10 protein-coding genes and 1 pseudogene are annotated in these 15,227 nt (G+C 67.7%); 8 read left to right on the top strand and 3 right to left on the bottom strand.

The window, feature by feature from the left end; translation table 11 throughout:
- Positions 1-210 precede the first annotated feature (210 nt).
- The 4 genes from ACIBPB_RS32925 to ACIBPB_RS32910 all read left to right on the top strand — a co-directional run bounded on the left by ACIBPB_RS32925 (position 211) and on the right by ACIBPB_RS32910 (position 6,983).
- Positions 211-4,548, top strand: a complete 4,338-nt coding sequence (locus ACIBPB_RS32925) for an FG-GAP-like repeat-containing protein (RefSeq protein ID WP_396843155.1) — start codon at positions 211-213, stop codon at positions 4,546-4,548.
- Positions 4,549-4,617: 69 nt separating this feature from the next.
- A complete protein-coding gene (locus ACIBPB_RS32920) occupies positions 4,618-4,980 on the top strand; it encodes a hypothetical protein (protein WP_396843154.1) in 363 nt (120 codons plus the stop codon).
- Positions 4,981-5,172: 192 nt separating this feature from the next.
- Positions 5,173-6,336: a sensor histidine kinase gene (locus tag ACIBPB_RS32915; RefSeq protein ID WP_396843153.1), complete on the top strand. Its 1,164-nt coding sequence runs from the start codon at positions 5,173-5,175 to the stop codon at positions 6,334-6,336.
- The gene (locus ACIBPB_RS32910) at positions 6,324-6,983 is read left to right on the top strand and encodes a response regulator (RefSeq protein ID WP_396843152.1); all 660 of its coding nucleotides are present in this window, start codon (positions 6,324-6,326) and stop codon (positions 6,981-6,983) included. Before ACIBPB_RS32915 ends, ACIBPB_RS32910 begins: the two co-directional genes overlap by 13 nt.
- Positions 6,984-7,004: 21 nt before the next feature.
- Here ACIBPB_RS32910 and ACIBPB_RS32905 read toward each other — a convergent pair whose 3' ends face one another.
- Together ACIBPB_RS32905 and ACIBPB_RS32900 are read right to left on the bottom strand one after the other, a co-directional pair.
- On the bottom strand, positions 7,005-9,575 hold the full coding sequence (locus ACIBPB_RS32905) for an ABC transporter permease (protein ID WP_396843151.1): 2,571 nt from the start codon (positions 9,573-9,575) through the stop codon (positions 7,005-7,007).
- Positions 9,576-9,607: 32 nt separating this feature from the next.
- Positions 9,608-10,435, bottom strand: a complete 828-nt coding sequence (locus ACIBPB_RS32900) for an ABC transporter ATP-binding protein (protein ID WP_396843150.1) — start codon at positions 10,433-10,435, stop codon at positions 9,608-9,610.
- Between the two features lie 326 nt (positions 10,436-10,761).
- Here ACIBPB_RS32900 and ACIBPB_RS32895 point away from each other — a divergent pair, with 326 nt between their 5' ends.
- Entirely contained in the window at positions 10,762-12,120 is a 1,359-nt protein-coding gene (locus ACIBPB_RS32895; RefSeq protein WP_396843149.1) for a phospholipase D-like domain-containing protein, read from the top strand.
- Positions 12,121-12,137: 17 nt separating this feature from the next.
- Here the strand turns inward: ACIBPB_RS32895 and ACIBPB_RS32890 are convergent, their stop codons facing one another.
- Positions 12,138-12,506 carry a transposase gene (locus ACIBPB_RS32890; RefSeq protein ID WP_396843148.1) on the bottom strand — a complete coding sequence of 123 codons (369 nt, stop codon included), beginning with the start codon at positions 12,504-12,506 and terminating at the stop codon, positions 12,138-12,140.
- Between the two features lie 129 nt (positions 12,507-12,635).
- Between ACIBPB_RS32890 and ACIBPB_RS32885 the strand changes: the two genes are divergently transcribed.
- The 3 genes and pseudogenes from ACIBPB_RS32885 to ACIBPB_RS32875 all read left to right on the top strand — a co-directional run bounded on the left by ACIBPB_RS32885 (position 12,636) and on the right by ACIBPB_RS32875 (position 13,657).
- The gene (locus ACIBPB_RS32885; protein ID WP_396843147.1) at positions 12,636-12,968 is read left to right on the top strand and encodes a YciI family protein; all 333 of its coding nucleotides are present in this window, start codon (positions 12,636-12,638) and stop codon (positions 12,966-12,968) included.
- Positions 12,969-13,172: 204 nt separating this feature from the next.
- Positions 13,173-13,490, top strand: a pseudogene (locus tag ACIBPB_RS32880) (tyrosine-type recombinase/integrase); the annotation flags it as partial.
- Positions 13,487-13,657, top strand: coding sequence for a hypothetical protein (locus tag ACIBPB_RS32875; RefSeq protein ID WP_396843146.1), 171 nt, complete (start codon positions 13,487-13,489; stop codon positions 13,655-13,657). The pseudogene ACIBPB_RS32880 and the gene ACIBPB_RS32875, both read left to right, overlap by 4 nt.
- Positions 13,658-15,227: the final 1,570 nt, after the last annotated feature.

The following is a 15,227-nucleotide window of genomic DNA, read 5'->3' as shown; positions in this document are numbered from 1 at the left end:
ACGATAGATCATCGTGCACTTCCTAAATCTGTCGCAGAGAGTGCGAAAGGGACAACTTTGCGTGAGACGAGCCGTTCCCCGAGGCGGTCATCGCTGGTTCACTGTGCCCGCCATCGGACGCGCACCCGCGCGTCGCCTGACACGGGGAGTCGCCTCACCATGCCCGGAAATCAGCCTGTGCATCGGACGAGAGCCCTTTCGTCCGTCACCGTGGTCACTGTCTTCATCGCCGCAGCTGCCACCCTGCCCGGCACCGCCGTCGCATCCGACGGGGATACCCTCCCCGTACGCCCGCCACGGGCTTCCGGGGCCCCGCTCGGCGTTGAGCAGGCGCTCGCTCAGGCGCGACGCAGCGGACAACCCGTTGAGGCGACCGCGGCTGGCACCTCGACCTCGGTGATCACTGCTCGTCCGGACGGCCTAGTCCAACTGACCCAGTTCGCCTCGCCGACCCGCACCATGCTGGACGGAGGGTGGAAGGCCCTCGACCCGACACTGATCCGCCACGCGGATGGGCGAATCACCCCTACCACGACCACGAGTCAGATCCGGCTCTCTCCTGGTGGGGAGGGACCTTTGGCGGAAATGGTCTCAGGCGACCGGAGCCTCAACATCGGTGCGCCGCTGCCCCTACCCGCACCGACATTGTCGGGAGCGACGGCCACCTATCCTGACGTGCTGCCGGACGTGGATTTGACGGTCACGGTCAACCGGGAGGGCGGTTTCTCCCACATCTTCGTCGTACACACCCCGGAGGCGGCTGCCAACCCGAAGTTGGCGACCCTCACGTTCACCACTCGCACAGCGGGCCTCGCCCTCCAAGCCGACGACAGCGGCAACATCAGCGGGCGGGACCACTCGGGCGCAGCCGTCCTCACCGCCCCCGCCCCCCTGATGTGGGACTCGACGGCGTCTTCCACCGCAGGACTCGCCGCGCGCAGTACTGATACGTCCGGTCTTGAAGGTCCGGGCGAGGCCGCACGTACCGCCCCCATCGCTGTCCACATCACTTCCGGTGCCCTGCAACTCGTTCCCGACCAGAACCTGCTCACCGACGAGAAAACGGTCTACCCGGTTTTCCTGGACCCGACCTTCAACTGGACTCCCGCTGGTTCCAGCAGAGGGGGTTGGGCCAGCGTCTCCTACCAGCACCAGTCCACGAACTACTGGATGGGCACCCCTGACCCCTACAACCGAATGCAGGTCGGCAACGCGGGTTCACAACGCTCTAACACGCTCATTAACTTCTCGATCCCGGTCAGCACCTTGTCCGGAGCCGAAATCAACTCGGCGTACTTCAAGATCACCAACACCCGCTCCTGGAGCTGCGAGCCCAAGCAGGTGAACGTCTACGCCCCCAGCACGGTCCTCAGCGCCAGTAATGCCACGTGGAACTACTGGGAGGGGCAGAGCAGCGGCCCTCTCGCAGCGTCCAAGAGTTTCGCCTATGGATACAGCGGATGCGCCGCCTCGGGGGTTTCGTTCGACATTAGCAGCCAAATCCGCAGCGACGTCACCGCGAAGAGGTCGACTCGCACCCTGTGGCTCAAGGCGTACAACGAAGCCAGCGACCCGGAGAGTTGGAAGGAATTCCTCGAGACCAGCCCGACCTTGGAAATCCTCTACAATCACAAGCCCAACCAGCCGACCGGCCTGACCACCTCGCCAAGGACAACCTGCGCCGGTGGTTCGACCGTGGGTGACGCCTCGGTCTCGCTCTACGCGCCGGTCTCGGACCGAAACGGCGGCGTGCTAGGCGTGTCCTTCCGGATCACGAGAAAAAGCGACGGCGCCGTCGTCGCCACGTCCGACCCGAACAAGCTGACATACGCCTCCGGCACAACCGCTGTGCTGGTCGTCCCGCAGGCCACATTGCGCCAATACGCTGGCTACACAGGAGCCGGCACGGGAGCCCTTACGACCTTCGAATGGAAGGTCCAGGCCACCGACTTCCACGCGACGAGCGACTGGTCAAGCCCTTGTACGTTCAACTTCGACCCCACCCGCCCCGGCCACCCCGAAGTGACGCCGCCAGCGCAATCGACCATCGGCCAGCCGGCGACCTTCACGGTCAAAGCCGCAAATGGCACCGCTCCGAGCCGGTACCTCTACCAGCTCAACGCCGGGCCTGCCGTCGAGGTGGCCGCCGACAGCAGCGGCGAGACAAGCATCTCGATCCTTCCGACCCGCTACACCAACTCTCTGTCGGTGACCGGCGTTTCCGCAGGCGGAAACATCGGTGACTCCGAGAGCGTCACGTTCAACTCGGATCCGGCCGCAACTGCCGCCGACGGTGACATGAATGGAGACGACGCCGCAGATCTGGTTGTCGCCGGCGGTGTCCTCGGGATGCCACCCGGGGTCTGGCTCAGTCCAGGCGGGTCCGACGGCCCTCCGACACCCGCCACCAACATCGGCGCCCGCGGCAACGGCCTCGCCACCATCGGGTCGCCGACCGATTTCAACGGCGCCCAAGTGCTCACCGGTCGCTTCTCTGGGTACGGCCTCCAAGACCTTCTGGCCTACTACCCGAGCGGGCCTACCGCTGGCGGTGGCAGCGTGTTGCGGGCCAACGGCGACGGGTCCGTGATTCAACCCACGGTCGATGGCACGCAGTACACCATCCTGCGTGAGGCGCTGGTTGACGGGTTCGACGCCTCGCCGACACAGGTGGCCAACGCAGGTGACGCACGGCAGAGCGGGGCCGCCTACCCTGACCTCATCGGCATCTCGGGCACCGACGCCGTCGGCTACTTCCTCACCTACTACCCCTCCACCGCGCCCGCCGAGTTCCAACAGGTCACCACCCTGACCACGAAGACCCCGGCAGGCGGCGACGACTGGAAAAACTGGACCATCGCCACCGCGCAGACCAGCACCGGCACCGCCATGTTCCTCTGGAACCGCGGTACCGGTGCTCTGCACCTGTGGACAGGTCTAAGCGTGGACATCGACAACGCACAACTCACCTACACTCCCTACACGCTCAAAAGCTCCGACTGGAACAAAGGCGCGACCCTCACGCTGCGCGCGGCCGAAATGAACAACGACGGCGTGCCGGACCTCTGGACGGTCGGCGCCGGTGGCGTGAGCACCGCATGGCTGGTCAGCAACCTCACCGGCAGCGCGGGCACCATCAGCGCCGGAACGAACCGCACGATCCTCACCGCCAACCACGCCTGGCACTTCACCGACGCGGTGGAGGGACAAATCGTCACCACCCCGGCGAAGGACGCCGTCGGCTCGTTGACGGCGACTGGCAGTGGAGCCGCTTCCTGGAATTCGGGAGACCTCTTCGACCCCGATGTCCTCCTGGATGGTGTCAACAGCACCCTCACCACCGCCGCCCCGGCCGTGACAACCAACGGCAGCTTCTCCATCTCGGTGTGGGTGAAGCCCAACGCGGCAGGCGGCACCCTTCTGTCTCAGGACGGCACCAACACTGCCGGATTCAAGCTCTGGGCCGACGCCGGCGACAGCTCATGGCGTTTCGCGATGTCCCGCAGCGATGTCGCGAGCCCCGTCTGGGACACCGTCAGCAGCGGCGCCGGTACCGCACGAATGGGTGTGTGGACCGAACTGACGGTCACCTTCAAACCCGCCGTCGGCAACCTGAGCAACATGTACCTCTACGTGAACGGACGCAATGTTGCCTCGGCGGCGCACACGACGACCTGGAACGCGGGCAGTCGCTTCCGATTCGGCAGCGTCAAAACTGGCGCCAGCAGCGTGGGAAGCTACTTCAAGGGCCAACTCTCCCTGGTACAGGCCTGGGACTCGGTCGTCATCAACCCGACTCCCGCAGGGCACGATCTGACCGGTGACGGCAAACCGGACATCGTCACCGCCGACTCCTCCGGTGGCCTCTTTCTGCGGCCGAACACCGGCAACACCGGCATGTCCACCTTCGGCACCCCGGTGAAGATCGGGGCAGGCTGGAGCACTTGGCGGTGGGACATCGTGGACTGGACGCAGGACGGTCTCGCCGACGTCATGGGCGTCGACAGCGACGGGCTGCTCTGGGCCTACCCCAACTTGAACGGCGCGCCCACCTCGACTTTGCGCAGCCAAATCGGCACTGGCTGGAACGCCTACACCCACGCCGCAGGCAACGCCAACAAGGACCCGCGACCGGACCACTTCGGCATCAAGAACTCCACCGGCGAGCTGTTCTACTATCCGAACGGCTGCTGCAAGGTACAGGTGAAGACATCCGGCTGGTCCAACTCCCGGATCTACCCCGTCGACTTCGACAAGGACGGACTCGACGACCTCATCTCGATCGATACCGCAGGCGACATGTGGTTCCACCCGAACACCGGCCAAGCCGGGCTCGCAATGTTCGGCGCCCGAAAACAAATCGGCACGGGCTGGGGCCCGTACAGAGTGGCCATCGCAGACATCGACGCCAATGGCCTTCCGGACGCTGTAGCGGTCGACACGAGCGGCAACGCCTGGGTCTACCCGGGCCAGGCCACCATCAACTGGGGACCCCGCTACCAGGTGGCCAGCGGCTGGAGCACCACGGCGGTGAAGGTCATCGGATAACGTGATACGTCAGGTCCTGGTGCCCGGGCGCAAATGACGTTCGGGCACCAGGCACCCAGCACCCGGTCGATGGTGACTTCGATTAGCGGTGGCGACGAACGGCCAGTCCTGTATGCGGACTCGGAAGGCAGCGCGGCTCTCGTAGCGATCGGCCTGGAGCAGTTGCTGCAGCTTCTGCTGGTGGCGCCTTGGTGGCGCGACTGCCGCGCGTTCACCGAGGAGGAGAGTCGTGAGCTGGCCGCCGAGTATCTGGAAGACATGCCCGATCTGATAGCTCGGCGCGATCGTGCGGCCACGGCTCTCGGCCTTGAGCTTCCCACAGAGGCCGAAGCTCTGGCTGCCCTCCGCAGGGTCGCTACCGAGGCAGGCAGGGACTTCATCCTCATCTTTACGCCGGAGAATACGCCGTATGACAGGCTGATCAACGACTGAGTGGCATGGGGCGGCAGATCCGCGCACCTGATCTTGGCTTCCGGGCGAGACCGCTACTCCGCACCACCGGTGTGAGGTAGTGCGGCTGTGATGGCATGGGCGGCGACAATCAGGGCAGACTCGACGCCGTGCCGAAACGCGAGCTTCTCGGGTACCGAGAAAGGACCTCCTGTTATGCCGGGGGAACGGTGGGTGCAGGTGCGGCGCGGCGTGCTTTACCTCCTGGGCTCGCTGCTCTCCGGGGTCGCCACAGTGCTCTCACTGCCGCTGCTGTGCTTCCCGCGGCTCGCCCGGCTCTGGGCGAACTGGCACCGTGACCGCGCCGGCCGGCTGCTCGGTACGCCGTTGGCATCGCGCGCGGCCCAGGGCGTGCCGCGACGCCGAGTGGCCACGGGCCGCACCTCCCGCGTCCTGCTCTGGCTGCCGGTGAACGCCATCACCGGGGTGGCGCTCGGGCTGCCCGCGCTGCTGTGCGTGGGCAACATCGTGGTCGCCGCTATCGCCACGCCCTTGTGGTGGGCATTTGCGCCGGAGGACGGGCCACGGCTGTTCGTCGACGTCCCGGTGACCGGCTGGACGACCGCTCTCACTCTCGGTCCACTGCAGATTTTCCTGCTCACCGCGCTGGCCTACGTTTGCCTCCCGCCGATCGCTCGCGCACACGCCCGGATATGCCTGGTGGTGCTGTCGCACTCGACGAACGAACAGCTCGCCGAACGGGTCGCCGTGTTGACGCGCACTCGGGCGGACGTGCTGGACGCACACGGAGCGGAGCTGCGCCGGATCGAGCGCGACCTGCACGACGGCACTCAGGCCCGGCTGGTGGCCATCGCGATGCGGCTGGCCGTGGCTCGCCAGGCGTTTGCCGACAATCCGCGGGACGAGCAGCTCGTGGAAGGGCTTCTTCGGGAGGCACACGACGGAGCCGAGGAGGCGATGACCGAACTGCGTGAGGTGATCCGAACCGTCTATCCGCCGATTCTCGCCGACCGGGGCCTGGAGGGTGCCCTGACCGCCGTTACCGCACGCTGCGCTGTGCCGACCCGGCTGGACATCGGCGACCTCGGACGGGTCCCGGCGGCCGTGGAGGCCGTCGTCTACTTCGCGGTCGCCGAGGCACTCACCAACGTCACCAAACACAGCCAGGCGACCGCGGCCGGCGTACGGGTCAACCGTGCGGCAGACCGGTTGTCGGTGGTGATCAGCGACAACGGCACCGGCGGCGCCGACGATCGGCGGGGCACCGGGATCGCCGGGATACGTCGCCGGGCGCTCGCGCTCGACGGCACTGTCGATATCGACAGCCCGGCCGGCGGGCCGACGGCCATCACCGTGGAGCTGCCATGCGGGTGGTGATCGCCGAAGACAACGTGCTGCTGTCCACCGGACTGGAACTGCTGCTGGGACGCGCGGGCTTCCAGATCGTCGCCATCGCCGACGACGCCGCGGGTTTCCTCACCGCCGTGCGGGAGCACCGGCCCGACGTTACGATCGTTGATGTCCGGCTGCCGCCGTCGTTTCGAGACGAAGGTATCCGAGCCGCCCTGCAAGCCCGCCGGGAGCGCCCCGGCCTGCCGGTCCTGGTGTTGTCGCAGTACGTCGAGCAGCAGTACGCCGCCGAGTTGCTGTCCACCACCGGCGGCGGCGTCGGCTACCTCCTCAAGGACCGGGTCAGCCGGGTGGACGAGTTCGTGGACGCGCTGCGCCGCGTCGCCGCCGGTGGTACCGCGATGGACCCTGAAGTCATCGCCCAGCTCGTCCGACGCGCCGGTGACCCGATCGCCGCCCTCACTCCCCGCGAGCGCGAGGTACTCGCATTGATGGCACAGGGACACGACAACAACGCCATCGCTGCGCAGCTTGTTGTCACGGACAACGCCGTCCACAAGCACATTGGCAACATCTTCGCCAAGCTTGGCCTCGCCGTGAGCGACAGTGGCCACCGCCGCGTCCTCGCCGTTCTCGCCTACCTCAACGCCGCGGGTCAGATGAGCGGTCGCTGAGCTGACCCGGTTGAGTCCTCGTCACTCCCGCCCGCCGATCGCGCCGACCGGCGCGGGTCGCATCGCGTACCGGGTGGCCATCCTGATCGCGCCCCAGGACAGTGCGATGGTGAGCGCCACGATCGCGATGAGCCCGGTGAGGGAGATGCTGGGAACGGGCGACTTCGTCAGTCCGAGGCTGATGCCGATCAGCGGCGGGATCGCCGCCTGCAGGCCGAACAGCAGCGCCGAAAAGACCACGATTCTGGCCTCGCCGTTCATCATCGCGTGGAGTTGCTCTCGGCTGGCGCCGATGAGTTTCAGGCTCGCGAACTCGCGAACCCGCGCCGCTGTCGCCATCACCAGGGTGTTCACCACGGCGATGGCGACGTAGCCCAGCAGCACCGTCTGGAACAGCAGGTTCAGCGCCCAGTCACCGGAGCCGCCGGACCCGGGCGCGGCCAGGAACGCCTCTCGGTCGCCGACCTGGACCAGCGGGTAGCGCTCGACGGCGCCACGCAGCGCGCGGGCGAGCGCTGCCGGGTCGGTCCCGTCCACCGATCTGATCAGCACCGCGGTGGACACCCGCGCGGTGGTGTGGGCGACGACGAGGTCGTTGGGCAGGGTGACGTCCCCGAAGCCCAGGCCGTTCTCGTATATCGCCACCACGCGCGGCTTGACCACCGTGCCGTCGCCGAGCCGCAGCTCGATCGTTGCGCCGACTTTCGTCCGGACGGTCTGCGCGACGACCCGGCTCAGCGCCACCGCATCGCCCCGCAGTTTCGCGATGTCGCCCTGGTCCACCGCGAGATCCATGGTTTCGGAGAGCCGTTCGGGCGCCACCCCCTGGGCGGCGAAGACCTTGGTCGCGGTGCTGTCCTCGGACCGGAAGGTCAGCAGTACCCGCATCCGCGCCAACGGCGTCGCCACGGCGACGCCGGGCACGTCCCGCACAGCGTCCACGACCTCCGGAGACAGCCCGGCACCGGACGACGCGGTCAACACGTGATCGGCCCGTAGGCCGTCCTCGAGTTGGTGCCGCGCGCCCGCGATCATCGTGGAAGCGCCGAACACTTGCACGGCCGCCAGGGCCACGCCCATGGCCAGCGGTGTGGTGGCCGAACTGAGCCGCCGCCAGTTGGCCCGCGCGTTGGCCTGAGCGAGGAACCCGGCGGCCGTGGACTGCCGGTTCAGGTGTGAGCCGAACAGCGCGATGGCGCCTCGAAGCAGCAGGGGTCCAAGACACCCGACCGCCACGACGAACAACAGGACCGCACTCCCCGCGGTGTCGGCGGCCGAGTCGCCCGGCGCCGCGACATTGCCCAAGGTCAACAGCAGCCCGAGCGGGATGAGCAGGATCCCGATGGTCAACCGGACCCGGCCGAGCTGCTTGGGCTCGACCGCGGCGTCCGCGAGCGCCTCGACCGGGCTGACCTTGGCCACCAGGCGCGCGACCAGCCAGCCGGCAAGCCGAGCGCTGGTCATGCACAGCACCAGCGAGGCCAGGACGGGCAACAAACCCACCCGCAGCTGGAAATCCGGGGGCATCGCGCCCGCAACGACGAACACGCCACGCATCACGAAGGCGAGCAGCACGCCGGGAAGCGCGCCGAACATGGCACCCACCGACGACACCAGGGTCATCTCGGCGCCGATCATCCAGTGGATCTGCTTGGGCGTCGCGCCGACGGCGCGCAGCAGAGCCAGTTCCCGCCTGCGCTGCCGCACCGACAGCGCGAGAGTGCTCGCCACCACGAACACCACGATCAGCACCATGGTGCCGCCGAACGATGCCGCCGTCTCGACTACCAGGCTGCGGGCGTCGCCCACGTCCAGGAACTCCACGTCGCCGCGTCCTGCGCCGGTGTGCGCCACCACCCCCGGCACGGCCGCCGCGATGCGCTCGGCCAACTGCTCCGGGGCGACGCCGGGCGCGGCGAGCACACCGATGGCGTCCACCCGGTCCGGACGGCCGGACAGCCTGGTCGCCTGGCCGTCGGTGACGAACACGGCGGACTGCCGGTCCAACCCGTCCCCCGGCGCGGTCGCGATGCCCACCACACGGTAGGACGACGGGATCGAGCCGACCACGAGTCGCACCGTGGCGTCGAGCGACACGTCGCCGCGCGCGGCGAGGTCGGCGTCGAGCACGACCTCGCCGGGCGCGGAGGGCGCGCGGCCCTCGCGTACCCGGAACGGGCCGAGCGCCGCAGCGGACCAGCCGTGCCCGAGTACCGGGAAGCCGTCCGGGCCGGTCAGCACGTCGCCGCCCGAAGTCAGCACGCTGACCTCGACGTTGACGTCTCCGACGGCCGACTGCACACCGGGCACCGCCGCGACGGCAGCGACCTTGTCGGCGGGCAGCGTGATGCGTTCGCTGTAGCGGACCTCGGCGGATTCATCCAGCCAGAACGACTGCTCCGCGCCGAGGACCACCGCCGCGCCGGAGTAGCGCTCCGGAGCTACCCCGGTGCCGAGGCCGGACACCAGCAGCATCCCGCAGGCGGTGATCACCGCCGAGCCCGCGACGATCGCGACGAACGAGCCGACGAAACCGCCCTTGCTCCCGCTGATCGTGCTCCATGCCAGCGACAGGTCCTTGCGGTACGGCACGACGACACGGACCAGCCGCCGAAGCCGGCGGATCACCACTCGCCCAGGTGCGTCATACGCGACGCAACCTGCTCCGGAGTAGGTCGGGTCAGCTCGCCTGCAAGCCTGCCGTCGGCCAGAAACACAACCGAGTCGGCGTAGGAGGCGGCGACCGGGTCGTGCGTGACCATCAGCACCGTCTGCCCCATCTCGTCCACGACATGTCGCAGAAGTCCCAGAACCTGCTTGCTGGACCGGGTATCCAGCGCACCGGTCGGCTCGTCCGCGACCACCACATCCGGACGGGTGATCAGCGCGCGGGCGACCGCGACGCGTTGTTGCTGACCGCCGGACAGTTCGCTCGGCCGCCGTTGGGCGTACTCGCCGAGGCCGACCGCGGTGAGCGCTTCCTGCAGGAATGCCTGGTCGGTCTTCCGGTCCGCCAGCCGCAGCGGCAGCGTGACGTTCTCCTCGACGGTCAGCGCGCCCAGCAGGTTGTACGCCTGGAAGACGAAACCGATCCGGTCCCGCCGCAGCTCGGTCAATTCGGCTTCCGACCGGCTGGACAGCTCCGTGTCACCCAGCACGACCCGGCCCGACGTCGGCCGGTCCAGACCGGCCGCACAGTTCAGAAACGTGCTCTTGCCGGACCCGGACGGGCCCATGACGGCGGTGAACGTACCGCGCGGGAATCCGGCTGTCACCGCGTCGAGTGCGCGTACCGCATTCTTCCCCGACCCGTACTCCTTCGACACCGACTCCAGACGCACCGCGTAGGGCGATGTCCCGAACGTCGATATCGCTGGAGTGTCCGGCAACTCGGTCGGGGCGGCCGGGGCCTGCGCGACGCCCCGTCTCGACGGGCCCCTCGTTGACTTCATGCCAGCCGACGTTAAGTTCGTCGGCGGTCTGGACCGATACCCCGTACCCCCGGACGTGAGGTACAGCTGGCTGTAGTGCCCATGGCGCGGTACGACGCTGCCCCGTCGGCGCCACGCCGCCAACCGGCGCTCATACCGGCGCTGGGCTGCAGCAACTGGACCTCGATCTGTTCCTCCAGCGCAACGCCACAGGACGATAGAACGGGTCCGCCCGCCGGCCGCGTGCACATTCCTTCCACCGCCCTTCTACGCCTCACCGGCAGAGTCGAAGCCGATCGATCCGGCAGGCGCTTTCGGCCGGAGCGACCCGGTCATGGCGCAGCGCCGTGCCGCAGGAAGACGGGGAAGGACTGATCACCGTGCGAACGACATCCAGCAGGCCCTGCCTGCGCGGTCTTGCCGTCACCGCCACCGTGTTGGCGGCGGTGGCCCTACCGGTCGGCCCGGTCGCCGCGAACAGGGCAACCGTGGCAGCGGCGCCGGCCGCAGCGGCGGCGGTCGTGCCCGTCGCGGCGTCCGAGGTGCGCAACTACGCCTGGTTCAACACGAAGGCGGAGTCCGCCGACATGCACAAAGGGCTCGGTGCCCACGTGGCCCGGTTGATCAACGCGACGCCGTCCGGGGCGACGCTCTCGCTCACCCTCTATTTCTTCAACCGGCGGGAGGTGCTCGACGCGCTGAAGGGTGCTGCCGCGCGGGGCGTGAAGGTGCGCATCGTCATCAACGGCAGTCAGGTCTGGGACGGGGACGCCTACTACAAGGCGCTCAAGGCAACCTCGGGCATCACGGTGGTGGAGTGCGGCACCCGGCGCCCTGACGGGCAGTCGACACGCGGCTGCATGACCGACCGTACGGACGCGAAAACGTTGAAGAACCCGCCGCTGCTGCACGACAAGTTCATGACCATCTCCAGTGTGCGGCTGGCCGGCGGCACGACGGCGCGCAACGTCCTGTACGTCTCCTCGGCCAACCTCGACCACTACGCCGCTTACGAGAACGCCATCACCATCAGCCACGCTGGCCTGTACGCCGATTATCTGCGGTATTTCAACGGCCTGATGGCGCACGGCCGATCCGGGGCAAGCGACGACAACGCGGGCCGAACCTACGCGGCCGGTGACCACCGCCTCTACACCTTCCCGCGCCGTGAGGGCGCCGGCAGCAAGCCCACGAGCGGCAGCAACGACCCGATCGTGAGCATCCTCAAGGGTCTCAGCTGCTCCGGGTCAACGAAGGTCGATCTGGCGAACTTCCGGATCCAGCGCCGCGCCGTGGTCAACGAGCTCATCGCCGCCCGGAAGCGTGGCTGCCAGGTACGAGTGGTCACCGGCGCGAAGAGCGGTGCGCGGCACGACGAGGGCACGCCCATGGCGGCGCTGGTGACCCTCGCCACGGCGATGCCCGTGCACCTGTGCGGCTACACGCCGGCCGGCGGCATCCCGTTGCACGAGAAGTTCCTGATCATCCGGCAGGGGAGTCGATCGACGCTCTACGTGGGTAGCCACAACCTCACCTACCGGGCGTTGCGGCAGAACGACGAGAACATCCTGGCGCTGCGCAACCACCCGCTGGCCACGCCGTTCCAGCAGCGATTCGAGTTGCACTACAGCACCTGCCTGCAGTGGCACCCGCCGGCGGGCGTGGCCGGGACGGTGAGCGACGCCGACCAGGAAGCCATCGCCTGACCCGGGGGCCGGGGCCGTCACGGGAGCGGCGGTCCCGGCCCCCGCCCGGCCCGATCACGCCGCAGCTGGTGCAGAAGCGCCGGACGCGCCGTCAGCAGCGTGAGGCCCTCGTTCAACCGGTCACCGAACTGCCGGTACAGCGTCAACGCCCGCGGTAGCAGGAAACCGCCTGTTGTGTGCAGGGCGTGGTTGGCGCCGCGGTCGCCTCCTCGGTGGAGGTGGTGGCGGCGTACCCGTCCGGAGCTGGCGGGGATGGGTGCGGTGCCGCAGAGGTGAGCGAGGGCCGCTTCGGAGTGCAGCCGGTCGGGGCTGTCGCCGGCGGTGGTGAGCAGCTGGGCGGCGACGTCGGGGCCGACGCCGAACAGGGCCGTGGTGTCGTCCGCCAACTGATCCGCGACATCGGAGCACGGATCTCGACATGAGCGGGCGAACGTGCGAACGCCGATTCCAGCGGCGATGATTCATGGGCGGGAACGGCCGGTATCGGTCGCCGACCCGGTACGAGAGGAGCTGCTGTGGCGAAGTTTCTGACCATCGGATACGGCGACCAAGCGGGCTACGACCGCACCGACGCAGTCGTGCGGGACGCGGCGCATGCGCATGACGCCCGACTGCGCCAGGACGGGGTCGACATGGGCGTCGCCGGCCAGCCCGTGCAGGTGCGGAACCACGACGCGGCCGAAGTGACCACGGAGGACGGGCCCTTCATGTCTTCCCCGCTTCCCGTAGCCGGTTTCGCCATCATCGAAGCAGCCACGCTGGCCGAGGCCATCGGCATCGCGTCGCGTACGCCTTGCGCCGTCGCGCACGGTGTGGTCGAGGTATGGCCGTTGCAGGAGTCGTCGTAAGCCTCGACTTGGCGCCCGCTCATCGATAGATCCGTGCGTTCAGGCACCCACTGCCTGCTGCCTCGTTCCCTGGCACATGTCGCACTTCAACGGCCAGTGCTGGCTGGATTGGTGGCGAACTCCTCCACCCTGCTCGGCAGCGTCGAGGTGGCCGTCGTGATTGCCGCCGTCACCGGCGGCTGGGTAGCCGACGGTGGCCTGGTCAGCGAGAGCGACGAGGACCGAGCGGCTTTTGCATTCCTGTGCGAACTCGACCCCGTCTCCACGCTGCGATTCGAACCGCGCAACTTCCAACGTTCCTGGCAGACGAGATGCGAGAGAGCGGGCGTCAAGCCGATCACCGTCCACGACGCAAGAAGAACCTCCGCCACCCTCCTAGCCGACCTCGACGTCCACCCCAGAGTCGCCAGGCAGGTGCTGAGGCATGCCCGCTTCTCCGTGACGATGGAGATCTACACCCAGGTATCGACGAAGGCGACCAGAGACGCACTCAAACGCCTCGGCGAATCACCCGCGCAATGACCGAGCTGCTGTACTTCACTTCACTGCTGCACGCAAGCAGAAAGACCACCTCCCGAAGCCGGGAAGTGGCCTTTGACCTGCGTGGGCGATACTGGGATCGAACCAGTGACCTCTTCGGTGTGAAGGAACCGACATGGTTCCACGGCCTGTCCGATGAAGCAGACTGAGCTGCCGAGACAGTCCATGGAAGTTCACGATCGTTCGGCAGTGTCCGTCGCCGTTGTCACCCAGTTCGTCACTCGCCGCCAGCCGGACCCTGGGCTTGGAAATCAGGTTGATCACGGCGGTGCGTGCGCTTGCCACCTGGCCGCAGAGTATGGAGCGGGCCGGTAGATGTCATGCGACGGGCTGTTGACGACCCGTGCTGGGTCAACCCCTGCCACTACTGGTCCGCGTCTGACCGGCTGCCAACGGCATGGTCTTGGGCAGTTGTAGGAGCCGGCTCATGCCTTGTCCTCTCGGCCGCCCTCGCAAGCCGGCCAGCCCGCCACTCGGCGTGCTGCTCCGCCAACCAGTGGGGCAAGCGACGCATGAGCCAGATGATTCGGTGCTGCCAGTGCAGCGGGTAGTCACGTCGCCTAGGGCTGTACCAGCGAAGCCGTCTCGTACGACGGCCTGGTTGCACTTCCCACCGTCGGTTCGCGTTGTCGGCTACGAGCACCCACCGAATGTCGTAACTGATGCCTCGACCTTCTCCGATATCCAGCTGGTCGGCGTGTTCCGGAGCCAGGTGCGCGAAGTTGAACGTCTGCGGCCCAACGGTACGAGTTTCATCCGGAGGGACCTCGACAGCACCCAAGTACATCCGCACTGACCCGGTCCCTGGCTTCAACAGCCAGATCGGCATCTCGTCAGTCCACTGATCGAGATCGCGCACCCACCATGAAGTCGTGAACTCGTAGGCAACCTGCTCGACCCTGACAGGCAGCTGGCTTCCGTTGCGAAGGAAGACGGTGAAGTTCCCTTCCTCAACCCTCGGCTGAGGAGGAAGCCGCTGCTCCCACTCGGTCTTCATCCAAATCCCAACTAGATCGACTTGACCTCGCTGACCCGCGATGCGATCCCGGAGGAAGACTCGATAGGCGAGCAGTAGTGAGCCCGCGCCGATCCAACCAGGGACGTTGCCGTAGTCCAGACCACGCACCCAGTGGAGCAAGCCTGTTAGCCACATGAGGCAATTGTCTGCTATCCGGTCGACCTGCCGCTGTCACCACCTGCGTACCACCTAGCCATCCCGTCGGCCTTCGTCCGCACACTCGTGGAGTGGGTGGGGCCTGCCCGGTCAAGGTGGAGCACCCCACTGTCTGAACGACCTTGACCGGGCAGGCCCCACCTGCTCGGCTTTGCCCGGACGGAGGTTGTCGGGATGGCGCCACCATCCCAGAGCGCCCGAGCGCCCCGCCGGAGGCACCGCCCGTGTCTCGACCAACGTGGAGCCCCGGAACTGCCACTGATCATGGCGGCCCGGGGCTTCTTCGTATGTCGCGCCGCCGGCGGGCTATCACCGGCGCGCCGGCGGCCGAAGGCCAGAGGCGCGGCGGCGGGCCATCGGCCCGGCCCAGGTTCGGCGGCGCGCGCGGCCTGCGAAGCGGGCCGCCTTGAAGGCGTATAGAAAGTTCTCACCAAAACGCCGGAGCGTCCCTTGTCGTGTCCCGGCTGATGCTTTACATCGGCGTCCCATCTGATGCTTGACAGTGGCCGTGTTCGGCTTCTTGATCGCGTGATGTCTGCGGGCAT

This window comes from Micromonospora sp. NPDC049836 (assembly GCF_044465125.1).
GTDB lineage: Bacteria > Actinomycetota > Actinomycetes > Mycobacteriales > Micromonosporaceae > Micromonospora.
This window is presented reverse-complemented; position numbering and strand designations above follow the sequence as displayed.